The sequence below is a fragment of the Vibrio profundi genome (genome assembly GCF_043642225.1).
GTDB classification, from domain to species: domain Bacteria; phylum Pseudomonadota; class Gammaproteobacteria; order Enterobacterales; family Vibrionaceae; genus Vibrio; species Vibrio profundi_A.
In genome coordinates, this window is sequence record NZ_JBHZSF010000024.1 from 1 (window position 1) to 17,211 (window position 17,211).

At 43.1% G+C, this 17,211-nt stretch carries 16 protein-coding genes and 3 pseudogenes; 6 read left to right on the forward strand and 13 right to left on the reverse strand.

Annotated features, from left to right (window positions below; all coding sequences use genetic code 11):
* Positions 1-484 precede the first annotated feature (484 nt).
* The 7 genes from ACHUFI_RS21590 to dusA all read right to left on the reverse strand — a co-directional run bounded on the left by ACHUFI_RS21590 (position 485) and on the right by dusA (position 7,516).
* Positions 485-1,264 (reverse strand): phosphoadenylyl-sulfate reductase, encoded by a 780-nt coding sequence (locus ACHUFI_RS21590; RefSeq protein WP_394252959.1) that lies wholly within the window; start codon positions 1,262-1,264, stop codon positions 485-487.
* Positions 1,257-2,972 (reverse strand): assimilatory sulfite reductase (NADPH) hemoprotein subunit, encoded by a 1,716-nt coding sequence (gene cysI, locus ACHUFI_RS21595; protein WP_394252961.1) that lies wholly within the window; start codon positions 2,970-2,972, stop codon positions 1,257-1,259. Before cysI ends, ACHUFI_RS21590 begins: the two co-directional genes overlap by 8 nt.
* On the reverse strand, positions 2,972-4,825 hold the full coding sequence (locus tag ACHUFI_RS21600; protein WP_394252963.1) for an assimilatory sulfite reductase (NADPH) flavoprotein subunit: 1,854 nt from the start codon (positions 4,823-4,825) through the stop codon (positions 2,972-2,974). The genes cysI and ACHUFI_RS21600 overlap by 1 nt, the downstream gene beginning before the upstream one ends.
* A gap of 123 nt (positions 4,826-4,948) precedes the next feature.
* On the reverse strand, positions 4,949-5,179 hold the full coding sequence (locus ACHUFI_RS21605; RefSeq protein WP_137358699.1) for a hypothetical protein: 231 nt from the start codon (positions 5,177-5,179) through the stop codon (positions 4,949-4,951).
* A 164-nt stretch (positions 5,180-5,343) separates the two neighbouring features.
* On the reverse strand, positions 5,344-6,009 hold the full coding sequence (locus tag ACHUFI_RS21610; RefSeq protein ID WP_394252965.1) for a TIGR04219 family outer membrane beta-barrel protein: 666 nt from the start codon (positions 6,007-6,009) through the stop codon (positions 5,344-5,346).
* 123 nt (positions 6,010-6,132) lie between these two features.
* Positions 6,133-6,342, reverse strand: coding sequence for an envelope stress response protein PspG (pspG, locus tag ACHUFI_RS21615; protein WP_394252967.1), 210 nt, complete (start codon positions 6,340-6,342; stop codon positions 6,133-6,135).
* Between the two features lie 172 nt (positions 6,343-6,514).
* Complete coding sequence (gene dusA / locus ACHUFI_RS21620) at positions 6,515-7,516, reverse strand: tRNA dihydrouridine(20/20a) synthase DusA (RefSeq protein ID WP_394252969.1); 1,002 nt, start codon at positions 7,514-7,516, stop codon at positions 6,515-6,517.
* A gap of 110 nt (positions 7,517-7,626) precedes the next feature.
* On the opposite strand from dusA, the pseudogene ACHUFI_RS21625 reads away from it, so the two are divergent.
* Positions 7,627-8,115: pseudogene (locus ACHUFI_RS21625) on the forward strand (site-specific integrase); the annotation flags it as partial.
* 190 nt (positions 8,116-8,305) lie between these two features.
* On the opposite strand, the gene ACHUFI_RS21630 reads toward ACHUFI_RS21625, so the two are convergent.
* Together ACHUFI_RS21630 and ACHUFI_RS21635 are read right to left on the reverse strand one after the other, a co-directional pair.
* Positions 8,306-8,500, reverse strand: a complete 195-nt coding sequence (locus ACHUFI_RS21630; protein WP_394252971.1) for a hypothetical protein — start codon at positions 8,498-8,500, stop codon at positions 8,306-8,308.
* A gap of 9 nt (positions 8,501-8,509) precedes the next feature.
* Positions 8,510-8,763: pseudogene (locus tag ACHUFI_RS21635) on the reverse strand (pyocin activator PrtN family protein).
* A gap of 14 nt (positions 8,764-8,777) precedes the next feature.
* Here ACHUFI_RS21635 and ACHUFI_RS21640 point away from each other — a divergent pair.
* The 4 genes and pseudogenes from ACHUFI_RS21640 to ACHUFI_RS21655 form a co-directional block, all read left to right on the forward strand.
* Positions 8,778-8,912 (forward strand): annotated as a pseudogene (locus tag ACHUFI_RS21640) (transcriptional regulator); the annotation flags it as partial.
* A gap of 155 nt (positions 8,913-9,067) precedes the next feature.
* Positions 9,068-9,676 carry a hypothetical protein gene (locus ACHUFI_RS21645; protein ID WP_394252973.1) on the forward strand — a complete coding sequence of 203 codons (609 nt, stop codon included), beginning with the start codon at positions 9,068-9,070 and terminating at the stop codon, positions 9,674-9,676.
* Positions 9,677-10,011: 335 nt separating this feature from the next.
* The gene (zur, locus tag ACHUFI_RS21650; protein WP_394252975.1) at positions 10,012-10,470 is read left to right on the forward strand and encodes a zinc uptake transcriptional repressor Zur; all 459 of its coding nucleotides are present in this window, start codon (positions 10,012-10,014) and stop codon (positions 10,468-10,470) included.
* A gap of 17 nt (positions 10,471-10,487) precedes the next feature.
* Entirely contained in the window at positions 10,488-10,949 is a 462-nt protein-coding gene (locus tag ACHUFI_RS21655; RefSeq protein ID WP_137358703.1) for a chemotaxis protein CheX, read from the forward strand.
* Between the two features lie 97 nt (positions 10,950-11,046).
* On the opposite strand, the gene pgi is transcribed toward ACHUFI_RS21655, so the two are convergent.
* Positions 11,047-12,699 carry a glucose-6-phosphate isomerase gene (pgi, locus tag ACHUFI_RS21660; RefSeq protein ID WP_394252977.1) on the reverse strand — a complete coding sequence of 551 codons (1,653 nt, stop codon included), beginning with the start codon at positions 12,697-12,699 and terminating at the stop codon, positions 11,047-11,049.
* Positions 12,700-13,031: 332 nt separating this feature from the next.
* Here pgi and ACHUFI_RS21665 point away from each other — a divergent pair, with 332 nt between their 5' ends.
* On the forward strand, positions 13,032-13,451 hold the full coding sequence (locus ACHUFI_RS21665) for a secondary thiamine-phosphate synthase enzyme YjbQ (protein WP_394252979.1): 420 nt from the start codon (positions 13,032-13,034) through the stop codon (positions 13,449-13,451).
* Positions 13,452-13,461: 10 nt separating this feature from the next.
* Here the strand turns inward: ACHUFI_RS21665 and ACHUFI_RS21670 are convergent, their stop codons facing one another.
* Genes ACHUFI_RS21670 through ACHUFI_RS21680 form a run of 3 tightly spaced genes read right to left on the reverse strand, consistent with a single transcriptional unit; the run spans position 13,462 to position 17,143 of the window.
* Positions 13,462-14,655, reverse strand: a complete 1,194-nt coding sequence (locus ACHUFI_RS21670) for a BamA/TamA family outer membrane protein (RefSeq protein ID WP_394252981.1) — start codon at positions 14,653-14,655, stop codon at positions 13,462-13,464.
* Positions 14,656-14,659: 4 nt separating this feature from the next.
* On the reverse strand, positions 14,660-15,745 hold the full coding sequence (gene alr / locus ACHUFI_RS21675) for an alanine racemase (RefSeq protein ID WP_394252983.1): 1,086 nt from the start codon (positions 15,743-15,745) through the stop codon (positions 14,660-14,662).
* 6 nt (positions 15,746-15,751) lie between these two features.
* Complete coding sequence (locus tag ACHUFI_RS21680) at positions 15,752-17,143, reverse strand: replicative DNA helicase (RefSeq protein ID WP_137358707.1); 1,392 nt, start codon at positions 17,141-17,143, stop codon at positions 15,752-15,754.
* Between the last annotated feature and the right edge of the window lie 68 nt (positions 17,144-17,211).

The window sequence follows — 17,211 nt, forward strand, 5'->3', positions numbered from 1 at the left end:
AGTGATTCCTAAGAATCAATTTTGATAATCATCAACGAGTGCCCACACAGATTGATAGGTTTAAATTGTTAAAGAGCTTTCACTTGGTAGCCTGTGCTTCCTTGTGAAGAGGCGGCCATTCTAGCGAGATAAATCAAAGTGTCAAACACTTTATTCAAATTAATTTTAACTTTTAAAAAGTAGAAGTTAATTTTCTTGCTAACCTAGTTACCTAACTAACATTCTTCGCTGAAGCCTTGTGGTGTCTGCCGTGTCAGTGAGGCGGCATTATAGAGAACTCGATCACATTGGCAAGGTTTATTTCAATAAAAATGCAAAAATACGCACTAAAAGCCGAAAATACGTACAAAGCCATATTTTTATACATTTAGCCCCAACCACTCTACAAGTTATCCACAGAGTTATTAAATCGCGTTGCATTTTTACTCTCTACAAACGAAAAAAGCTGCATAAGCAGCTTTTCTAGGTAGATCATTATATGAGGTTAGATTCCCGAACCAAATTGCTCAGTATCGTCATCTTCATGTAAGCCACATTCTCTTTTCAATCCAAAGAAACGAGTTTCTTCTTCATTCATTCCAGGTTCCCATTTTTTCGTCGTATGGGTATCACCTACAGAGAGATAACCTTCTTCCCACAAAGGGTGATAAGTCAGGCCGTGCTCCTCTAAGTAATAATGTACATCCTTATTTGTCCAATCAACGATTGGCAAAAATTTGAATACACCATTTTGAATAGAGAGTATCGGTAATCCAGAACGCGACTTAGATTGCTCTCGACGTAAACCAGAGAACCAAGTTCCTGCTTCTAATTCGTCTAAGGCACGCCTCATCGGTTCAACTTTATTTATCTTATTGTACTTTTCAATACCTTCGATTCCTTGCTCCCATAATTTACCGTAGCGCGCTTCTTGCCAACTAGGGCTCTCATGAGAACGGAATACCTTAAGGTTAAGAGTCAGCTTTTCACTTAACTCATCAATAAAGCGGTAAGTTTCAGGGAACAAGTATCCAGTATCCGTTAGTATGACGGGAATGTCGGGTTGTTCCTGTGTCACTAAATGCAACATTAGCGCAGCTTGGACACCAAAACTTGAAGAAACAACATGCGTGCCTTCCAAGTTTTCTAAAGCCCACTGAATTCGTTGTTGTGCCGTTAGCTGTTCTAACTCCACATTGATTTCTGCAAGACGGAGACTTTGCACCGTCTTAGTTAATGTGAGCAGCTCTGCTAACTGTGGCTTTGACGCAACAGTATTAAGCATGCAAATCCCTCTTAGAAATTATAACTTCTTGAACGATGCCAGCTCGAATAGTGAAATCTCCAAATCCTTCACCATCTTCACGTTCATTTGCCCAACGTCCAACAAGTTCATCAATTTCTTCTAAGATTTGCTTATCGGTGATGTTCTCTTTGTACATTTTAGGGATACGTGTTCCTGCACGGTTACCTCCTAAGTGTAGGTTGTAACGCCCAGGTGCTTTTCCGACTAAACCAAGCTCAGCAAGCATCGCGCGACCACAGCCATTTGGGCAACCTGTTATACGTAAAATGATATTGTCTTCTTTTGGAAGATCATGCTTAGCAAGAATACCTTCAACATCAGTCACAAACTCTGGAAGAAAACGTTCCGCTTCTGCCATTGCTAATGGACAAGTTGGGAAAGCCACACAGGCCATTGAATTTTTACGCTGTTCACTTACCGCGTCATCCATCAAACCATATTCACGAGCAAGCTTCTCAATTTTAGCTTTCTGGCTTTTAGGCACACCCGCCACTATTAAGTTTTGGTTTGCTGTCATGCGGAAGTCGCCTTTATGGATCTTCGCAATTTCAGCCACACCGGTCTTCAACGCTTTGCCTGGGAAATCAAGTAGACGACCATTTTCAATGAAGAGCGCCAAGTGGTGCTTGCCATCGATACCTTCGGCCCAACCAATTCGGTCACCACGACCAGTAAATTCGTAAGGACGACTTTCAGTAAACTCAACACCAGCACGTTTCTCTACTTCAGCTCGGAAAACATCAATACCAACACGGTCTAGTGTGTATTTAGTTTTGGCATTCTTACGATTGGAACGGTTACCCCAATCACGCTGAGTAGTAACCACCGCGGCGGCAACATCTAACGTTTTATCCAATGGTACAAAACCAAAGTCGTCGGCTTTACGAGCATAAGTAGAGGTATCGCCATGAGTCATCGCCAGGCCGCCACCGACTAATACGTTAAAGCCCACCAGCTTTCCATTTTCTGCAATCGCAACAAAGTTAAGGTCGTTAGCATGAACATCTACATCATTTTGCGGTGGAATCACAACGGTTGTCTTGAACTTACGAGGTAGGTAGTTGCTACCTAGAATTGGTTCTTCATCTGTTGTTTCTAGCTTTTCACCGTCTAACCAGATTTCAGCGTAGGCACGAGTTTTCGGTAGCAAGTGTTCACTGATTTTTTTCGCCCACTCATACGCTTCTTGGTGAAGTTCAGATTCAACCGGGTTAGTCGTACATAGAACATTTCTGTTTACGTCACCTGCCGTCGCAATTGAATCAATGCCAATGCTATTCAACGTTTGGTGCATCAGCTTAATATTTGGCTTTAATACACCGTGAAATTGGAAAGTTTGACGCGTCGTTAAACGAATACTTCCATAAGAAGTATGCTCATCAGCAAACTTATCTATCGCTAACCATTGCTTAGGCGTGATAATGCCACCAGGCATACGTGCACGAAGCATTACATTATGAAGTGGTTCTAACTTCTGCTTTGCGCGTTCATTACGAATGTCACGATCATCTTGCTGGTACATGCCATGAAAACGAATTAGTTGGAAGTTGTCAGCCGTGAATCCGCCAGTAATACGATCTTGCAGATCAGCCTCAATGGTTCCACGTAGGTGGTTACTTTCACGCTTTAAACGTTCGTTATCCGCAAATGGTCCTAATACTTGACCTAATACTTCTTGTTTGCTCATTAGTACACATCCCTTTGGTAACGCTTCGCTTTGCGTAAATCATTAATATATTGTTCAGCTTGTTCACGCCCTAATTGGCCTTGATCTTGCGCAATTGTCACCAACGCATCATGAACATCTTTAGCCATTCTGGTTGCATCGCCACACACGTAGAGGTAGGCGCCATCTTGTAGCCATTGCCATACTTGCTCTGCCTGCTCCAGTAGACGATGCTGAACATACACTTTTTCATTTTGATCACGGCTAAATGCCACGTCTAAGCGAGTCAGAACGCCTGATTTCAGGTACTTCTGCCATTCAACTTGATATAAGAAATCTTGGGTAAATGTACGGTCACCAAACAATAACCAGTTTTTACCTTCGGCATCACGGTTCTCACGTTCTTGAACAAAGCTGCGGAACGGCGCAATACCAGTACCTGGGCCAATCATGATGATAGGAGTGTTATCGTCTTGTGGTAGTTTGAAGTTATTGTTGTTTTCAACGAATACTTTCACTTCACCACCTTCTTCAAGGCGTTGTGCTAAGAAGCTTGATGCCCCACCAAAGCGAGACTCTTCACCTTTTTGGTATTCAACCAAACCAACGGTTAAGTGAACTTCTTCATCCACTTCAGCTTGGCTAGAAGCAATCGAATATAAACGTGGAGTAAGCTTACGCAGCAAGCCAATTAACTCTTCAGTGGAAAGCTTGGTTTTCTTTTCTGCTAATACATCAACAACTTGAGTGTTCCCTGCGTAATCACGCAGTTTGTCTTTGTCCGCCACCAACTTTTCAAGTTTCTTACTACCTGAAAGCTCTGCAAACTTCGTCACGAGTTGAGGGTTTGACGCTGTGATTTCATACTTACTCACTAATGCGCTATGAATAGAAAGGCTTTCCCCGTCGACTTCAACGCTTTCAACACCTGACAATCCAACTTTAGCGAGAATTTCATTCGCCAGATCTGAGCTGTTTTCATACCACACACCAAGAGCATCGCCAGGTTGGTAAGTAATGCCTGAACCATCAAGATCGATCTCGATATGACGAACGTCTTTACCTGAATCACGCCCCGTGATCTTTTGGCTTGTTAGCAATGTAGCTGTGTATGGACTTTGTTTAGTGTACTGAGAGTGACCTGCAGCAGCCTGACCAACAGGAAGTTGGACAACTTCAGCTTCGTTACCTGCAGAGAGAGCTTCTTTCACTTGTTCCAGAGCTTTGACACGCCATTCAGAAGCCGGCGCTTCGTAGTCAACATCACAATCGATACGATCAATGAATGGCGTCGCACCTAGTTTTGCTAGGTAGCTATCAAAGTCTTTACCTGTCTGGCAGAAAAACTCGTAGCTCGAATCACCCAGGCCAATCACACCATATTGCAAGTTTGGCAACTTAGGCGCTTTTTTCGATTGTAAAAACTCGTGCAGTTCAATCGCATTATCTGGAGCTTCACCTTCACCATTTGTCGAAGCCACAAAGATAACGTGTGTTTCCTTAGCAAGGTTCTTACCTTTGTAGTCACTTGCATCAAATAGTTGAACCGCAATACCTGCAGCTTTAGCTTCCGCTTCAAGCGCTTCAGCAACGCCTTTCGCGTTACCAGTTTGAGATGCAAAGATAATAGAAAGTTTACCTGCTGGCTTTGCTGCTACTGCAGCTGCCGCGTGAGCAATGGGAGCAGCCGCGCCTACCGGTTGAGATTGGCTTAGCCCCCAGAAATAACCACTAACCCAAGCAAGTTGTTGTGGTGAAAGTTCTGAAACAGTTTGTTGAAGTTGACCTAATTGTTGGTCATTTAGTGGAGCAGCTATTCCAGGTAGACCCGCTGGAGCGGTATTTTCTGGTGCCACTTTCTTTTGTGAAGACATAGTCACGACATCCCTAATCATTGCGTGACGATAGATTAACCACTCCTTTTAATAACAAGAAAGAATAGATAAGTATGTTTTATAACTTTTTGGAAGTAAGAAAGAGTAGGTTACGTCTCGACACTACTTATTTTCGATACGTACTTGTTGAAAGCCCACCGCCATTGCCGATTTTGAGGCAAGGTCTAAATCGAGGTAGTGACACTCTTCACCATGCACATCGGTCAATAAAACAAAGCCTCCACGACGATGACGAAACTCTACAACCCACGAACCCTCTTGGGTTGAAGGCTCAATGATCGCCTCTACCAACATCTTCTCTCGATACAAATTTCTTAGCTCAGGGAGAGTCATGCTTCATTCCTTGAATCAGTATTAACGCAGATAAATTCCACTTGTTTTAATAAGAATGGTTCAAAGTGGCAAATGTGCTAACTAATTCCAGAACGATATAATTAATAGATATAAAAAAACGCCGCTTATAAATAAAGCGACGTTCTTAACAAGCTAGCCTTGTATTAGAAACGAACTTCAGCACCCGCAAACCAACCATCCACGAAGATGAACGGTTTACCGAGAGAGGAATCAAACATATCCGGGGCTTCTAAATCAATGACACGGTAGCCACCACGTAAAGCGATTTCCACGCCATCCACTGGTAATCGATACTGAGCACCTGCCATCAAATCTGTACTTTTAATGCCACTGCTGTCGCCAAACTCCATAGAACCAATGATATCAATACGCGTGTTTGGCACGTTGATCTCACCATAGCCATAGAAATTCCACGTCAGCTCATCGAACGTCGAGTTATTGTTTGAGTCTGCTGCATCAATGTATTTCGTATTGCCGTATTGGCTTAACGTAATACCCGCATCGAAGTGCAACAGTTCATGTTCTAACAAGTTGTAGTAAAACGTGTAGTCGTACTTATCAAATGCCATATAATTAGCATCTACCGTCGTATAACGAATACTTGCATTCGGAAGCATTGGGAACTGGTGTTCAAATGCAAAGTACATTGAAGGCGAGCTACTTTCGTCACGTCTCACTTCATTGACTTTAGTGCTACCCCACCACATATCCGCGCCAACTTTAGCAGAATAGAAAGATTCTGAATCCGCAGACATTGCTGTCGCTGAAAACATCATACCCATCAAAGCAATCAATGGTGTTTTACTCATTTGAGATAGCTCCCATTTAATATCTCGTGCTCAACACTTGGCACAACGGTAAAATTATAGGTTGAAAATTCTACCACACATATTAAATGCAAAAACGACAAACATGCGGTTCCTCTAAAAAACTTAACGAGGACAATGGACGTAATTCTTAAAGAACCAAATACCTAACGCTATCACTATAAGCCATGGTAATAACTTAAAGACGACACTCACCATTCCCAATAGAAACATAACAACTAACGCGACACCAGTTGCAGCGAATACAGTGAAAGCAGTAATGCCAGTCACCAATAGTATCGTGACAAATATTAAGACGAAGATTAGTTCAAACATATCTATTTCCTTTTTCTACTTTTACATGAGTCACTTATCTAATTGCAGCTTCCATACCAAGTTTTAAAAACTTTAAAAACCCTTAATTTTCAATAAAATAAAAGGCCACCCTATGTCAGAGTGGCCTTTCAGCATTATCAGCAATGGTAAAATTTACCAATAGTGGTTAATTTTACACATTCAGTTCTTTAGGGATTTTGGCTAAAGCGGTTTGCATGACTTCAATGCCCGCACCTTTCTTATGAGCATTTTCGCTAATGTAACGACGCCACTGCCTTGCACCCGGCATACTTTGGAACAAACCAAGCATATGACGAGAGATATGCCCAAGACTCGCACCATTTGAAAGCTCTTTCTCTATATAAGGGTACATCTCTTCTACCACTTGCGAGCGTTTCTTAATTGGCGTATCTAAGCCGAAAATCTGTTGATCCACTTCTGCCAGAATAAATGGGCTATGGTAAGCCTCACGGCCGATCATTACCCCATCAAGATGCTTCAGATGTTCGATAGAATCTTCCAATGTGGTGATTCCACCATTTAAAGCAATCACCAATTCTGGGAAGTCTTTTTTGATTTGATAAGCGCGATTGTAGTCTAAAGGCGGGATTTCACGGTTCTCTTTCGGACTCAAACCACTTAACCATGCTTTACGAGCATGGATAGTAAATTGCTCTGATCCGCCTTTCTCAGAAACCGTTGAAATAAAGTTCGTTAGGAACTCATACGAATCTTGGTCATCAATACCGATACGAGTCTTAACCGTCACAGGAATATCAGTGACTTCTTTCATCGCACTGACACAATCTGCCACTAGCTCGGGTTCTGCCATTAGGCACGCACCAAAGCGACCATTTTGCACGCGGTCTGAAGGACAGCCCACATTGAGGTTCACTTCATCATAACCACGCTCAGCGGCTAGTTTTGCGCATTCCGCAAGATCAGTTGGGTTCGAGCCACCCAGCTGTAATGCTAGAGGATGTTCTTCTTCGCTATATGCAAGGAAATCCCCTTTACCATGAAGGATCGCACCAGTTGTCACCATCTCTGTATATAAAAGCGTTTGTTGAGACAATAAACGGTGGAAGTAGCGACAGTGACGGTCAGTCCAATCGAGCATGGGTGCAACAGAAAAGCGGTTAGCCGCGTATTTACTAGTATTGTCAGGTTTCATAAGGTGTTACTCGAAATCTATATACTGCATATATATACAGCAATTTGCTAGAATTGCCCCAAACTCACCCATTCAGTACGCATATAGTACGTATCGATGGAGTAGGACGAATGGCATCATTTAGCATTAAAAAAAGAACACTAAAAAGCGGTGAATCGCGCTTCACAGTGGACATTGTAGTCAAAAAGAATTCGGCGATTATACACAGGGAATCGAAAACATTCAGGAAAAAAGAACTCGCTAGAACCTATGCTAATAAGCGGGTTCTTGAGCTAGAAAACCCTGACGTATCCGGACAGAAATCCGTACCGCTGTACGTACTTCTGGACAAGTTTATGGAAGAGCCTGATTTATGGGATAAAACAGGACGAACGAAGCAATACGTAATTAAACTTCTTCGTGACTGTGACATATCCAAGATTGAAAGTGACAAGCTAAGAACTAGCGACTTAATCCAACACTGTAAAAACCGAAAAGGAGCAGGCGCTGGAGGTGCAACGGTTTATCACGATGTTGCTTATCTCCGCTCTGTGATGAAAAAAGCAAAGCCTGTGTTCAATATCGCGGCCAACTTTCAGATTACGCCCGAGGCCCGTCCATTCACTAACGTGTTTGATGTATAGCTCGGTGTCATTTTCTACTGACGGAGCGAAGCGGTTTATCATTTCGCTCAATTTAAGACAAGCGAGGAAAAAAGCGTTTGGTGAACACTGAGTAACTAGGGGCTCTCCTGCTTCACTTTTATCCACCATATTAATTGAGGGGCGACTATCATCGCTTGTTCGTTCATTACAGCCCCATACACGCGTTATTTGTGCAAACGTAATTCATCAGCCGAGCTCTGCGCTTTGAAGGCTTCGCTAAACCATGTTCCTCACGCAATTTTTCTAACAAGTAAATAGAGCGTTCGCTTAGCTCCAGTTTGGGGGCAACCATGCTGAGCATGTCGGGGGAAGGTAATTGGATTGAATCTGATGCTTTCATAGTAACCGCCTACTCATTAACCGAAATATAATCTTGCTTGGCTTCCGAGTGGCGCTTGTCGATATATGCAGCAAGATCTTCAATGTTGATTAGTGATGGCTGCGCTCTAAATCGCACAACCTAAAGGTTGGAACAAGAAAGTCACAAGCTTTCGCACTTTGCTCTACCTACTTGGGGGGTAATACAAAAAACTCTTGGCTAACTTGTTTAAGTTCTACAGTAGGGCTTTCAAATCTAGCGAGCAGTGCGAAGTTTGTGTTCATAAATCACCTATGCAATCATGGTGAAGCGACTTCGATTCCTACCAAATGGAATCAAGATAGTCAGTGACACTAGTGCTTATGAAGCATGGGAACTTGGAAAAGAAGAGATTAAAGGTGCCGACTTCGAGATCATTGGTGAAGTGGTTTAATCAGGACAGAGGAGGTAACGGTGATTCACTTTATCTATAGGCGTTGTCGAAATAGCATTAACCCCACTCCCCAAAAAGCCCTATGGTTCATGTCATGGCTTTCTCGAGTCATCATTTTGTTGAACTTGATCTTAATTGGAGGATTCTTCTATTTCATGCTCAAGCATCAAGACAGTGGCGTGCCCTATATTTCACCTCCTCAATGTAACTACCATACGATTCAAGAGATGCCTAACCAAATTGATAGGGATATTAGAAATACCTTCTGCACCATAAATAAAGCCGCGCATTCATTAGAAAACTCCAGTAACTCCTTCATAGCTACGTTCAGCCCCTTGCTTCCTCTCTTCGCGCTAAGCACGGCTACTAGTATATTTCTATTCAACATTGTGATTAATACTAGTAAATACTTTAAGTATGTTAGCTACCACATCACAACAGGAAAGGATCACGATAGACATGCAGGACGTATAAGAATACTCAACCAAAATGAGATAAGTGAATCAATCGTAAAAGTTTACTTCTTCGACTATCGGGGGAAAGAATGCCAGGTCTCAGAGGTACCAATCACACACAGAAGGGGGACTGAATACACAACCTTAGCCGAAAATGAGCCTTTAGAATTAAACTTATTGCCTAGTCAAGCTGAGGCGGCAAGCTCTTCACCGAACAAGATTGATATCGCAATTTCAGCCACAAGTGGAAAAATCAAGTGTATTCGCGGAAAGGATTACTGGAAACCAAAAAGGGTTTCTCCGGCATAAGAATTTAACTGGGTACTCCTATAGTACCCTAATAGCGAGTCGAAAATATCTATTGAGCAAGCCCAATAAAAGCAAAGTGGGGTATTGTAAATGCTCCGTGAGCATTGCGCTATATGAACTTTACATCACACATTTTGGCAAAACTGTTAGTTAAGGTATCTAATTCTATTACAACAACCACTTATGTCTTGAGTAAGATTGCTATTTTGAGTTACCTTGTCTAATCCGAAGTAGTGGTCCACAATTTGCTTTGTAGTTTGCTTTAATCGGAAATTTATTGGTTCCTCAACGAAAATCGCCTAGAAATAGTTTATGATTAAAGAAGTCCAATGGTTATGGTGAAAAGTTTGGACCTAACATTGATAGAGCAAATAGAAGGGATATGTGCAGCGAGAGGAGTTCGCTTAACTACGCAAAGAAAGCGAGTTTTTGAGCTCATTCTATCTAACAAGAAAGCGTCTAGTGCTTACGAGTTATTGGAGCAACTTAAGCTTAGCGAACCACAAGCAAAGCCTCCGACTGTCTATCGCGCTTTAGATTTTTTATTGGAACAAGGCTTCATTCATCGGGTTGAGTCAACCAATAGCTTTATTTGTTGCTGCTCATGTAATGCTAACAAACATTTTTCCCACTTATTGATTTGTGATAAATGTGGCACTGTAATTGAGTTGCAAGATGAGTCACTGGTTACCCGACTTGCTAAGAATGCAGAGCAACACGGTTTTCAGCTAACCAACCATGTTATTGAGTCGCATGGGGTTTGCAAACCTTGTTCCTCCAGTATGACAGAATAAGATAATAGAAGAACATTATGCGCGCTGAATTTGTAAATCCGTTTTTAGCCTCTTTAATGAATGTACTAAAGACGATGGCCTCATTAGAACTGAAGCCACAAAAGCCGAGAGTAAAGAAAGACGAAATTGCTCGCGGTGATGTATCTGGCTTGATCGGTATGGTTGGCCAACAATCTCGTGGTTCAATGTCTATTACCTTCGATGAAGGATTAGCACTTGAGATCATGCAGAACATGTTAGGTGAAAGACCAAATGGCCTGAACGAAGAAGTAACGGACATGGTTGGTGAAATCACTAATATGGTTACTGGTGGTGCGAAACGAATCCTTGCTGAAAGCGGGTTTGATTTTGATATGGCGACACCAGTTGTCGTATCAGGCAAAGGTCATACAATTCGCCACAAGTGTGAAGGTTCTATCATCATCATGCCGTTTTCATCTCAGTGGGGTAATGCCTTCATCGAGATCTGTTTCGAATAAGATTCAGCGAATCATCTACAGTAAAGCTTTTACTGCAGACAAATAAAAAAGGTTGATGCATTGCATCAACCTTTTTCGTATTTAGCGAAACAAAAGCTTAAGCTTTGAATGCCTTAAACGCGTTAATCAGACCGTTCGTCGAGCTATCATGAGAGTCAATCTTAGCGTCGTCCGCAAGCTCAGGTAAGATTTGGTTAGCTAGCTGTTTACCCAGTTCAACACCCCATTGGTCGAAACTAAAGATGTTCCAAATAACACCCTGAGCAAAGATTTTATGCTCGTACATCGCGATTAAGTTACCTAGCGTACGCGGTGTAATCTGCTTAACCAAAATAGAGTTGGTTGGACGGTTGCCTTCAAATACTTTGAAAGGTACAAGTTCAGCGACTTCTTCTGCCGATTTACCCGCAGCAATGAATTCTGCTTCTACCGCTTCTTTCGTTTTACCAAATGCCAACGCTTCTGTTTGAGCAAAGAAGTTCGACATTAGTTTTTGGTGGTGATCACCTGCTGGGTTATGGCTTAACGCTGGTGCGATAAAATCAGATGGAATCAGCTTAGTTCCTTGGTGGATCAACTGGTAGAAAGCATGTTGGCCGTTTGTTCCCGGCTCCCCCCAAATAATTGGACCTGTTTGGTACTCCACTGGCTTGCCATCACGATCAACAAACTTACCGTTCGATTCCATGTTGCCTTGTTGGAAGTATGCAGCAAAACGATGTAGGTATTGATCGTAAGGAAGAATTGCTTCTGACTCGGCGCCGTGGAAGTTGTTATACCAAACACCAATCAAAGCTAGAATCACTGGTACGTTGTTTTCAAATTCAGTTTCAGCGAAATGGTTATCCATATCGTGAGCACCTTCAAGAAGCTCAACGAAATTGTCAAAACCAACTGAAAGTGAAATAGATAGACCAATTGCCGACCATAGTGAGTAGCGACCGCCAACCCAATCCCAGAACTCAAACATGTTATCAGTATCGATACCAAATTCAGCCACAGATTTTGCATTCGTCGACAATGCAGCGAAATGTTTCGCTACATGGGCTTCATCACCGGCTTCAGCCAAGAACCAATCACGAGCAGAGTGCGCATTAGTCATTGTTTCTTGTGTTGTGAATGTTTTTGAAGCCACCAAAAACAGCGTCGTTTCTGGGTTTACTTTCTTCAATGTTTCAACGATATGAGTGCCATCTACGTTAGAAACGAAGTGCATGTTCAGGTGTGTTTTGTAAGGCGCTAGTGCTTCTGTCACCATGTAAGGGCCTAAATCAGAACCACCGATACCGATGTTTACTACATCTGTGATCGCTTTGCCGGTGTAACCTTTCCACTCACCTGAAACGATACGGTGTGTAAATAGTTCCATTTTTGCAAGAACAGCGTTCACCGCTGGCATCACATCTTTGCCATCGACCAATACTGGCTTGTCGCTACGGTTACGAAGTGCCGTGTGTAGCACTGCACGATCTTCTGTTTTATTGATCGCGTCGCCTTTGAACATTGCTTCAATTGCTGACTTCAATTCAGTTTCGTCAGCTAGAGCAAATAGGTGCTTCATCGTTTCTTCGTTGATTAAGTTCTTAGAGTAATCAACTAAAATGTCTGAGCCGAATTTTGTAGAGAAGCTATCAAAACGTTGGGAATCTTGAGCAAAAAGATCTTTAAGATCCATATCTTGCGCAGATTCAAAATGAGCAGTTAATGATTTCCAAGCTTGTGTTTGCGTTGGGTTGATATTTTTCAACATGGTATCTATCCCGATGTTACATTAGGTTTAATTCTAGTCGCGGCTAGCACGTTAGCGATCTAGAACCCCCGATTTAGCAAAAGTATAAGTTGTTTAAATGAAAGGTAAACGCCCCTTTCATTGAAAATATATTTGTAATTTTTTTTCAAGACGCATTATGGCGAAGTCGTCTATGAATCGCATTGAGATAAATCACGTAAATTTTGGTGATTTAAAAATAAGCGCTTCGACTTGGCCTACATTTAATAAATCTTGAGTCAAACCTTGTAAATTCAAGTGCAAAAGATAGCGTCTATCTCATTTTTTGCCAAATAGATTATAAAGGATGCCGTATGTGGTTTCAGAAGACTATTCACCTAAATGCACAAAAGCGTGGATTTCATCTCATTACTGATGAAATTGAACAACAGTTGGAGAGTATCAGCTCTATATCTGTTGGTTTATTACATCTATTCATTCAGCACACTTCGGCAAGTCTCACGATTAATGAAAATGCCGATCCAACAGTGAGAGTTGATATGGAATCTCATTTCAATAAGTTCGTCCCTGAGCGTGCTCCTTACTATCGCCATACGTACGAAGGTGATGACGATATGCCGGCTCACATCAAAGCCTCACTACTAGGAAATAGTGTGACAATACCCATTCAAAATGGACGTTTGGCATTGGGAACCTGGCAAGGTATTTACTTAGGGGAACATCGAGATTTTGGAGGAGGTCGCACGATAGTCGCGACCATACAAGGTGAATAGTGACTGGCGTTTAGAAAGGTTGATTGATCATCACACGGAAGGTGCCTTCATCGGCGCCTTTTGCTAATTCCGCTCTCACAACAATGCCTTCGACTTGAAAGCGAACTGCTCCACCGAGGTTCCATTTCATATCTGAGTGAAGGGTTTTCACATCATACTCATCCGCGACACGGCCGATTTCAGCAAAAGCGACCCATTGCCACCAGGGTAAATCATAATAGCTAATAACTGGGATATCTTCTAAAGGCTGCCAATCAGGTAACACTCGGTATTCCGCGGAATAATGGATTGCCGAGCGACCGTGAAAACGTCCACCATTGTAGCCTCTTAAACGATATAACCCACCAAGCTTTGCTTGTTCCATCTCAGGAGGCCGACCACAATCGCTTTGCTCACAATCTTGCCAAGTTGGCGTATCAGAAGTATAAAAATCAAAAGCCAATACTTGTTGATCGAAAAGCTCTCCTAAGGGGCCTAGCGCATAGTACTGACTATTCTGAAACTCCCACTTTGCCCACAAGTCTTCACTCGACCAGTGTGTTGCCCCCGTCGAGACTTCAAAGGAAGTATGAGAGCCTTTTGTTGTGTTGCGGTTGTTATCTCTATTATCCCAATCAAAAGCTAATCGAAACCCTGTGGCTTTCTCTTCTTGCGAGAGAATGTCGAGATCTCGCGAATTATAGAAGGGGGTAAAGATAATCGAACTCACACCGGAGTCGACAGGGGAAGCAAACTCTACATCACGTATAGGTCGAAACGCCCCAAGTAAACCATGACTTGCGACACTTCCCCATGGAAGTAAGTATTTGAACTCGAGCTCGTAGTAATTTTCTAGGCCGTTCGTAATTGTTTTATCGTCTATCGACCCCTCGTTTTTACCTTGTTCCCCTAGGTAGTATGGGTTGTCATTAAACTGGGCTTGATACATTTGAGTACTGAAAAGGACATGATCAGATAATGCATAATTAAAGGCAGAAATGAACCCGACATAGCTGTCTTTTTCAGAATAGAGCGCCATACCAAAAAGAGCGGCTTGTGGCTGCCAAACCCCTTTGGCGACACCCGCTACTCCAAACGTATTGCCTAGATTTTCAGTACTAAAATAGAAGGGAACAAAGGCACTGTCTTTTTCTTCAGCAGTGGCAGGTACAATGCTGCTTGCACTCAAACAAGCAAGCAACGTAAGAAAGGGCTTTTTTAACATAACGTTACTTGGAGTATTCCATCTCGACACGAGATGTCAGTTTGGTTACTAGCTCATACGCGATGGTACCAATATGCGAAGCAACTTCTTCAGACGGTAAGTTTTTCCCCCAAAGAACAGCTTCATCCCCCACTTTATCTAACGCATCCGGGCCTAGGTCGACCGTCAGCATATCCATGGAGACACGCCCTGCTATTGGCACTTTTCTACCGTTTACAAATACAGGCGTTCCACTCGGTGCTGTTCTTGGGTAGCCGTCGCCATATCCAATGGCGATCACACCGATTTTAGTATCGCGTTCACTGGTCCAGTTCGCGCCATAGCCAACACTTTCCCCGGCTTTAAGTTCACGAACAGCAATCAAGTGTGAAGTCAGCGTCATCACCGGAACAAAACCAAGCTCTTGAGCCGACTTATCGACAAATGGCGAAACCCCATAAGAAATAATACCCGGTCGAACCCAATCTAAATGACTTTCAGGCCAAGCAAGCAGGCCAGCAGAATTGGCGAGTGAACGCTCCCCTTCACAGCCTTTAGTGAGTGTTAGGAATAGCTCGGTTTGCTCGACAGTTATAGCTTTATCCAGTTCATCGGCACACCCAAAATGACTCATGTAACGCAACGGCTTCGCAACGTTGGCACATTGATGCAAACGCTCAACGAAATCAACGTATTGCTCAGAGCGAACGCCTAAGCGGTGCATTCCGCTGTCGACTTTCAACCACACAACCACCGGGCTTTCTAGCTCCGCATTTTCCAATGCCACCAGCTGTTCTTCACAGTGCACCACGGTTTGAATGTTGTTGGTCACTAAAATAGGTAAGTCACCCGACGAGTAAAAGCCTTCAAGCAGAAGGATTGGTTGCACAATTCCCCCCGCTCTCAACTGTAGCGCTTCTTCGATTCGAGCGACACCAAACGCATCCGAACTTTTTGAGTGCTTTGCGATGTGCAACAGGCCATGTCCATAACCGTTTGCCTTTACCACAGACATAACCTTGCAGCTCGGGGCTTTAGACTTAATTAGTCGAAGGTTATGCTCTAGTGCATTAAGGTCAATACTGGCGGTAGCCGCCTTCATGTAAGTCATTAACGGTTACTCATCATCAAATGCAGGGCCTGCATAGTTATCAAAACGAGAGTGCTGGCCTTGGAAGGTCAAACGTACCGAGCCGATAGGGCCGTTACGCTGCTTACCAATAATAATTTCAGCGATGCCTTTCAGTGAGCTGTCAGGGTTATAAACTTCATCACGGTAGATAAACATGATCAAATCGGCATCTTGCTCAATCGAGCCCGATTCACGCAAATCCGAGTTAACAGGGCGCTTGTCAGCACGTTGCTCTAGGGAACGGTTAAGCTGAGATAGTGCGACGACCGGAACATTCAGTTCTTTCGCCAATGCCTTGAGAGAGCGAGAGATCTCAGCGATTTCCAAAGTACGGTTATCAGATAAAGAAGGGACACGCATTAATTGAAGGTAATCGATCATGATCATTGAAAGGCCATCATGTTCACGTGCAATACGACGTGCACGCGAGCGCACTTCTGTTGGAGTCAGGCCTGAACTATCGTCGATGTACATGTTCTTCTTATCCATGAGAATACCCATGGTCGAAGAAATACGAGCCCAATCTTCATCATCGAGCTGGCCAGTACGAATCTTAGTTTGGTCTACACGAGAAAGAGACGCCAGCATACGCATCATCAGCTGTTCGCCCGGCATCTCTAGCGAGAAGATAAGAACAGGCTTATCTTGTTTCATCGCCGCGTTCTCACACAAGTTCATCGCAAAGGTAGTTTTACCCATAGATGGACGTGCAGCCACAATGATCAGATCCGATCCTTGTAAGCCCGCGGTTTTCTTGTTGAGATCGTTAAAACCAGTATCCACCCCGGTCACGCCGTCTTGAGGGGTTTTATACAAGATTTCGATACGCTCTAGAGTCTTCTCTAGAATATTATCAACGTTCTGCGGACCTTCATTTTCACTCGCACGACCTTCTGCAATCGCAAAAACTTTACTTTCTGCTAAGTCGAGTAAGTCTTCGGAACTGCGCCCCTGTGGATCGTAACCAGAATCAGCGATTTCATTCGCTACTCCAATAAGGTTACGAACCAAAGCACGCTGCGCGACAATATCTGCATAGGCATTAATGTTAGCGGCACTAGGCGTGTTCTTTGCCAGATCCGCTAAGTAAGCAAAGCCACCGACATCTTCAAGCTGTTCGCGCTGCTCTAAAAATTCAGAAAGTGTAATCAGATCGAGAGGATGACTGTCATCCAAAATCGCTTTTACTGCTTCAAAGATAAGGCGATGCGGTCGGCTATAGAAATCTTTCGCGACGACCTTTTCAGCCACAGTGTCCCAGCGTTCATTATCCAATAACAATCCGCCAATAACGGATTGCTCGGCTTCTAGCGAATGCGGCGGTACTTTAATGGCATCGACTTGAGCACTGGCTGATTTCTGATTTCTGGTATCCACTATGACTACACTCAATAACTAATAAGACCCGTCATTATACCCAAGAACAATAATTTGTAATCCAATCC

Excerpts from the sequence above, each read along its gene's own strand:
- zur (WP_394252975.1), top strand. The coding sequence starts at position 10,012 with ATGGTGAAAAGTTTGGACCTAACATTGATAGAGCAAATAGAAGGGATA.
- alr (WP_394252983.1), bottom strand. The coding sequence starts at position 15,745 with ATGACTTACATGAAGGCGGCTACCGCCAGTATTGACCTTAATGCACTA.
- ACHUFI_RS21665 (WP_394252979.1), top strand. The coding sequence starts at position 13,032 with ATGTGGTTTCAGAAGACTATTCACCTAAATGCACAAAAGCGTGGATTT.
- pgi (WP_394252977.1), bottom strand. The coding sequence starts at position 12,699 with ATGTTGAAAAATATCAACCCAACGCAAACACAAGCTTGGAAATCATTA.
- ACHUFI_RS21645 (WP_394252973.1), top strand. The coding sequence starts at position 9,068 with ATGCTCAAGCATCAAGACAGTGGCGTGCCCTATATTTCACCTCCTCAA.
- ACHUFI_RS21600 (WP_394252963.1), bottom strand. The coding sequence starts at position 4,825 with ATGTCTTCACAAAAGAAAGTGGCACCAGAAAATACCGCTCCAGCGGGT.
- ACHUFI_RS21605 (WP_137358699.1), bottom strand. The coding sequence starts at position 5,179 with ATGACTCTCCCTGAGCTAAGAAATTTGTATCGAGAGAAGATGTTGGTA.
- pspG (WP_394252967.1), bottom strand. The coding sequence starts at position 6,342 with ATGTTTGAACTAATCTTCGTCTTAATATTTGTCACGATACTATTGGTG.
- dusA (WP_394252969.1), bottom strand. The coding sequence starts at position 7,516 with ATGAAACCTGACAATACTAGTAAATACGCGGCTAACCGCTTTTCTGTT.
- ACHUFI_RS21655 (WP_137358703.1), top strand. The coding sequence starts at position 10,488 with ATGCGCGCTGAATTTGTAAATCCGTTTTTAGCCTCTTTAATGAATGTA.
- ACHUFI_RS21590 (WP_394252959.1), bottom strand. The coding sequence starts at position 1,264 with ATGCTTAATACTGTTGCGTCAAAGCCACAGTTAGCAGAGCTGCTCACA.
- ACHUFI_RS21610 (WP_394252965.1), bottom strand. The coding sequence starts at position 6,009 with ATGAGTAAAACACCATTGATTGCTTTGATGGGTATGATGTTTTCAGCG.
- ACHUFI_RS21630 (WP_394252971.1), bottom strand. The coding sequence starts at position 8,500 with ATGAAAGCATCAGATTCAATCCAATTACCTTCCCCCGACATGCTCAGC.
- cysI (WP_394252961.1), bottom strand. The coding sequence starts at position 2,972 with ATGAGCAAACAAGAAGTATTAGGTCAAGTATTAGGACCATTTGCGGAT.
- ACHUFI_RS21670 (WP_394252981.1), bottom strand. The coding sequence starts at position 14,655 with ATGTTAAAAAAGCCCTTTCTTACGTTGCTTGCTTGTTTGAGTGCAAGC.